The organism is Rhodosalinus sp. (assembly GCF_046542825.1).
GTDB lineage: Bacteria > Pseudomonadota > Alphaproteobacteria > Rhodobacterales > Rhodobacteraceae > Rhodosalinus.
On the sequence record NZ_JBKHAQ010000151.1, the window covers coordinates 1 to 5,429 of the forward strand.

Sequence of the window (5,429 nt, forward strand, 5' to 3'; positions counted from 1 at the left end):
TGGCCTTTGCCTCGTCCCTCGACCAGGCGGGCCCGATGACGCGCACGGTGCGCGATGCGGCGATCATGCTGCAGGCGATGGCGGGGCACGACCCCAGGGATTCGACCTCTGCCGATCGCGAGGTGCCGGATTTCGAGGCTGCGCTGACCGGCGACATCCGCGGCAAGCGCATCGGCATCCCGAGGGAGTACCGGATGGAGGGGATGCCCGAGGAGATCGAGGCGCTCTGGTCCAGGGGCGCTGAGATGCTGCGCGACGCGGGCGCAGAGATCGTCGACATCTCGCTCCCGCATACGAAATACGCGCTGCCGGCCTATTACGTGATCGCGCCGGCGGAGGCGTCGTCCAACCTCGCGCGCTACGACGGTGTGCGCTACGGCCATCGCGCGAAGCTGGAGCAGGGCGATGGCATCGTGGACATGTACGAAAAGACCCGCGCCGAGGGCTTCGGCGCCGAGGTCAAGCGCCGGGTCATGGTGGGCACCTACGTGCTGTCGGCAGGCTTCTACGACGCCTATTACAACCGCGCGCGCAAGGTGCGCACGCTCATCAAGCGCGACTTCGACGAGGCCTTCGCCGGGGGCGTGGACGCGATCCTGACGCCCGCGACGCCCTCTGCCGCCTTCGGGCTGGGCGAGATGGGGCAGGCCGACCCGGTGGAGATGTACCTCAACGACGTCTTCACCGTGACGGTGAACCTGGCCGGGCTGCCGGGCGTTTCGGTTCCCGCAGGGCTGGACCGGCAGGGTCTGCCGCTGGGGCTGCAACTGATCGGTCAGCCCTGGGAGGAAGGGCAGTTGCTGAATGTCGCCCAGGCGCTGGAGCGGGCGGCGGGGTTCGTGGCGAAGCCCGCGAGATGGTGGTAGGTGTGCTTGTGCGGCGTGACGCTGCGATTGCATCTGGGTCAGGGCGAATGAGACGGCAGGCTTTGACGATTGCACTGGCATGCGGCGGCCTTGCGGCCTGTGTGCCCGTGGTGCCCGACAGTGGCGTCGGATTCAACGACTACACCGAGTATCAGGTGGCCCAGGCAACGCGCGACGCGGAATTGACGGGGCCCGGGCTTTCCGGGGCGCCGCCGGTTTCCAGCGAGCGCCTGCCGGCATTGCAGGCACCCTCGCAGGGCAGCGGCGCGCTGGACACGGCCCGCGCCGCGCTGGCCGAGCCGGGCTCTGAAAATGCGCTGGCCGATGCCGAGGCCGATGCGGAGACCCGCGCGCGGAACTCCGGTGTCGCGCCGCTCGATGCCAGCCCCTCGAACGCGGCGCCGCCGCTGCGCAACAACCCGGACATCTCCGACGAGCAGGATTTCGACGCCGTCTCCGGCCGCCGCGGGATCGAGGGGGACGCCGCTCGGCTTGCGCAGGCGCGCGCGCAGTATCGACTCGTGACGCCGCAGGCGCTGCCGGAACGGCGCGACGACGGACGGCTCACGCCCGTGGAGTTTGCGCTGTCCACGTCGCACCCCCTCGGGCAGCGCGTCTGGCGGCGGTCGGGCTTCACCTCCGCCGACCGGGCGCGGCGCAACTGCGGCAATTACGCGACGCCGGATCTCGCGCAGGCGGACTTTCTCGCCAATGGCGGGCCGGAGCGGGACCGCCTTGGCCTTGACCCGGACGGCGACGGCTTTGTCTGCGGCTGGGACCCTGCACCCTTCCGGCGCGCGGTGCAGGGCTGATCGCGGGATCGCCTGAAGCCCCCGAGACGCTGGCTTCGCCCAATCACGGGGCGCGGCGGGGCGGCGATCGCCCCCGGCTGATCGTTCTGCACTACACCGCCATGGAAAGTGCGCAGGCGGCACTGGCCCGGCTCTGCGATCCCGCGGCGGAGGTGTCCTCACATTACCTGATCGGGACGGACGGCCACGTCTGGCGTCTGGTGGAAGAGGCGCGACGGGCCTGGCACGCCGGCCGCGGCGCCTGGGGCGGGATTGCGGACGTGAATTCCGCCTCCATCGGGATCGAGTTGCACAACCGGGGCGATCATCCCTTTCCCGCGCCGCAGATGGCGGCGCTTGAGGGGGTGCTGCGCGGCGTGACGGGCCGCTGGGACATCGGACCAGAGGGGGTTCTCGGGCATTCCGACTGCGCGGTGGGGCGCAAGCGCGATCCGGGGCCACGTTTCGACTGGCGGGGGCTGGCGCGCGCGGGGCTTGCGGTCTGGCCCGAGGCGGGCACGCCGGGCAATTTCCTTGCCGACGCGGCGCGGGCAGGCTGGCGTGCGCCGGCAGGATGCGAGGACGCGGAGGGGGCGGTTCTTGCCGCCGTCCGGCTGCGGCTGCGGCCCTGGGCCACGGGACCGGTGGCAGAGGCGGATCGGGCGCTCGTCGCGGGCCTTGCGGCACGGTGGCCGGCGCCGGAGGCCTGAGCGCGGGGCAAGCGCCTTGAAAGGCGCTTGCAAGATCCTTTCAAGGATCTTGCGCCCGTCCGATCCAAGTTGACGCCGGCTGCGCCCGCGCCTATCTCGAAGGGGCGCGGAGGGCCGGATGGCCGCGGCGGCGACGTCGAGGAAAGTCCGGACTCCAGGAAGCGACGGTGCCGGGTAACGCCCGGGCGGAGAAATCCGACGGAAAGCGCCGCAGAAAACAGACCGCCCGCGGTGCGCCGCGGGCAAGGGTGAAACGGTGGGGCAAGAGCCCACCGGGCCGCCGGCAACGGGGGCCGCACGGCAAGCCCCACCGGGAGCAATGCCGAATAGGGACCTCGCGCGAAGTTCGTCTTCGCAGGGCAGCTTCCGCCCGAGAGGTCCGGGTTGGCAGCGTGAGCGCCGGAGCGATCCGGCGCCCAGACGAATGGTCATCCAGGGGGGGCTTTGCCCCCGGGACAGAATCCGGCTTACAGGCCCTCCGCGCAGTCGTCGGCCGATCCGGCTCGAGATCCATGGCCCGGGCCGCGCGCTGCGGCCGGCGGGCGGCATCCTGTCTGCGCCGCAACTTCACTTCGATCCCGGAAGCGCGTGGGGCCTCAGGTGCGGTTCCTCCGCCTGCGCCGCCCGCGTCGCCTGTGCGAGTGCGGCCGGGAGCTCCGAGTATCCGGCCGGCGGGATCGGCTTGACAACCGGGCCGCGGCGCGTAAGAGGGCACCCTCAAGGAATTCCGCGGGTGCCGTGCGCGCCCGGTGCAGGAGAGCGAGCATGGCCAAACCGACGACGATCAAGATCCGCCTCAACTCCACCGCGGGCACGGGGCATTTCTACGTCACGAAGAAGAACGCGCGCACCATGACCGAAAAGATGACCATGCGGAAATTCGACCCGGTCGCGCGCAAGCACGTCGAGTACAAGGAAGGCAAGATCAAGTGATCTGAGCCGCGTCCCGACGGGCGACGCAACGGGCCACGCCATCGGCGTGGCCTTTTCTGTCCCGGAGCATCGGATGCCCAAGGAAGGCCATTACGTGACCCGCACGGGTTGGCTGCGCGCCGCGGTGCTGGGGGCGAACGACGGGATCGTCTCGACCTCGAGCCTGCTGGCGGGGGTGATTGCAGCGGGTCTCGACAAGCCCACCGTGCTGCTGACGGGGCTGGCCGCGGCGGTCGCCGGCGCGTTTTCCATGGCGTCGGGCGAATATGTTTCGGTCGCCGCACAGGCGGATTCGGAGGCCGCCGATCTGGAGCGCGAGCGCAGGGCGCTCGCGGAAGATCCTGACTACGAACTCGACGAGCTGACCGACGGTTTGATGGAGCGCGGCGTTTCGCCACCGCTCGCGCGTGCCGCGGCGCAGGAGATGACCGACCACGATGCGCTAGACGCCCACGCGCGCGAGGAACTGGGCCTGACGGGCGCGGGTTCTGCCGCGCCGTTGCAGGCGGCGTTGGCCTCGGCGCTTGCCTTCGCGGCAGGTGCCGCGCTGCCGCTTGGTGGGGCGATGCTCGCACCCGCCGGGCCGGACGGCATTGCCGCTGTCGCCGGCGTTTCCCTCGCCGCGCTCGCGGTGCTGGGGATGACGGGCGCGCGCCTGGGCGGCGCGCCCGCAGGCCGGGCGGTGGCGCGGGTCGTGCTCTGGGGCGCCGCGGCGATGGCGGCAACTGCCGCGGTCGGCCGCCTTTTCGAGGTGGCGGCCTGAGCCGGAAAGCAAAGGGCCGGCCCTTGCGGACCGGCCCCTGTGCGGTGTCCCGGATCGTTCCGGTTATTCCTGCTGCCCCATGAACATGAGCAGGAACTGGAACATGTTCAGGAAGCTGATGTAGAGCGCCAGCGCGCCGTCGTAGGCGGCCTTGTCCAGCCATTCCTGATCGCCATGCGCGGCGTGGGCGATGTAGGTCGTCTTGATCTCCTGCGTGTGGAAGGCGGTAAGCCCCGCGAAGATCAGGATGCCGATGATCGAGATCGCGAACATCATCGCCGGGCTTGCCAGGAAGATGTTGATGATCATCGCCACGATCAGGCCGATGAGCCCCATGAGCAGGAAGGTGCCCATGCCGCTGAGATCCTTCTTCGTCGTGTAGCCCCAGAGCGAGAGGCCGGCGAAGGCGATCGCCGTCACGAGGAAGGTCTGCGCGATCGAGTAGGCCGTGAAGACCAGGAAGATCGAGCTCAGCGACAGGCCGATCAGCACCGCGAAGGCGAAGAACGACAGTTGCACCGCCGCCGCGGAGGCGCGGCGCATCATCGCGCCCCAGCCGAAGAAGATGAAGGCCAGCGGTGCCAGCATGATGACCCAGCGCAGCGGCGACATGTAGATCGCCGCGCCGAAGCCGTTCAGGTAGTCGCCGCCCGGCAGTTGCGCCACCGCCTGGCTCGGGTCGGCGGTCGTGGTAAGCCCCGAGATGGCCCAGGCCGCCGCGGCGGTGATCAGCATGCCTACGGACATCGTGCCGTAGACCTTGTTCATATGGGCCCTCAGGCCCGTGTCGATCGCGGCACTGCGCGCGCCCGCGGCACTCGTCCGGATCGTCTCGTACTCAGCCATATGTGGTCCAGCCTCCGACTGTGTTCCCTGCTGTTGGTCCCTGGTGCACATGAAAGATGCGGGCCGGACCCAGGGGCCCCGGCCGTCATCCTGCAATATTGGGAAGCGGGGGCCGCAAATCAAGGTTTTCCGCTTGGGAAACGAACCGTCTCTGGAGCTGGCGCACGTCCGTGCGATGCCGGTTTCCCGGCGCGTCCCACGGCGGGCGGCGTGCCTCGGCCGCGTCCTCGACGCGCGCGAGGCCGATTCGGCGCAGACGCACCCCGTCGAGGCGGGTCGCGGCGGGCCGGCGCCCGGCGCTGCCGGTGCAGTCCGGCAGGGTCGAGAAGGCGAACTGCTGCCGGGATATGCGCGCCGCTTGGTCGAGATGAACGACGCGGCCTTCCGCCGCCTGACGCACCGCGACTCCGAGGGAGAAATCGCGCTCGGCGTGCCCATCGACATCGTCTATCCGGTGATTCCGGAGGTGCTGCGCCGCTTCGCCGCGGGCTTTCCGCGCGTGAAGGTGCAGCTGCTGTCG

6 protein-coding genes, 1 other RNA gene and 1 pseudogene are annotated in these 5,429 nt (G+C 70.1%); 7 read left to right on the forward strand and 1 reads right to left on the reverse strand.

Annotated elements, in window-relative coordinates; genetic code table 11:
- The 6 genes from ACLFOB_RS14060 to ACLFOB_RS14085 all read left to right on the forward strand — a co-directional run.
- Positions 1-866, forward strand: an 866-nt coding sequence (locus ACLFOB_RS14060; protein WP_410926486.1) for an amidase family protein, incomplete at its 5' end; no start/stop codon positions are given.
- A 62-nt stretch (positions 867-928) separates the two neighbouring features.
- Positions 929-1,678: a hypothetical protein gene (locus ACLFOB_RS14065; protein ID WP_410926487.1), complete on the forward strand. Its 750-nt coding sequence runs from the start codon at positions 929-931 to the stop codon at positions 1,676-1,678.
- Between the two features lie 101 nt (positions 1,679-1,779).
- Positions 1,780-2,367, forward strand: a complete 588-nt coding sequence (locus tag ACLFOB_RS14070) for an N-acetylmuramoyl-L-alanine amidase (protein WP_410926488.1) — start codon at positions 1,780-1,782, stop codon at positions 2,365-2,367.
- Positions 2,368-2,473: 106 nt separating this feature from the next.
- Positions 2,474-2,853: RNase P RNA component class A (gene rnpB / locus ACLFOB_RS14075), an RNA gene on the forward strand.
- Between the two features lie 279 nt (positions 2,854-3,132).
- The gene (rpmG, locus tag ACLFOB_RS14080) at positions 3,133-3,300 is read left to right on the forward strand and encodes a 50S ribosomal protein L33 (RefSeq protein ID WP_093117077.1); all 168 of its coding nucleotides are present in this window, start codon (positions 3,133-3,135) and stop codon (positions 3,298-3,300) included.
- Between the two features lie 73 nt (positions 3,301-3,373).
- Entirely contained in the window at positions 3,374-4,063 is a 690-nt protein-coding gene (locus tag ACLFOB_RS14085; protein ID WP_410917599.1) for a VIT1/CCC1 transporter family protein, read from the forward strand.
- Positions 4,064-4,126: 63 nt separating this feature from the next.
- Here the strand turns inward: ACLFOB_RS14085 and ACLFOB_RS14090 are convergent, their stop codons facing one another.
- On the reverse strand, positions 4,127-4,909 hold the full coding sequence (locus ACLFOB_RS14090; RefSeq protein WP_410926489.1) for a Bax inhibitor-1 family protein: 783 nt from the start codon (positions 4,907-4,909) through the stop codon (positions 4,127-4,129).
- A gap of 49 nt (positions 4,910-4,958) precedes the next feature.
- On the opposite strand from ACLFOB_RS14090, the pseudogene ACLFOB_RS14095 reads away from it, so the two are divergent.
- Positions 4,959-5,429 (forward strand): annotated as a pseudogene (locus ACLFOB_RS14095) (hypothetical protein); the annotation flags it as partial.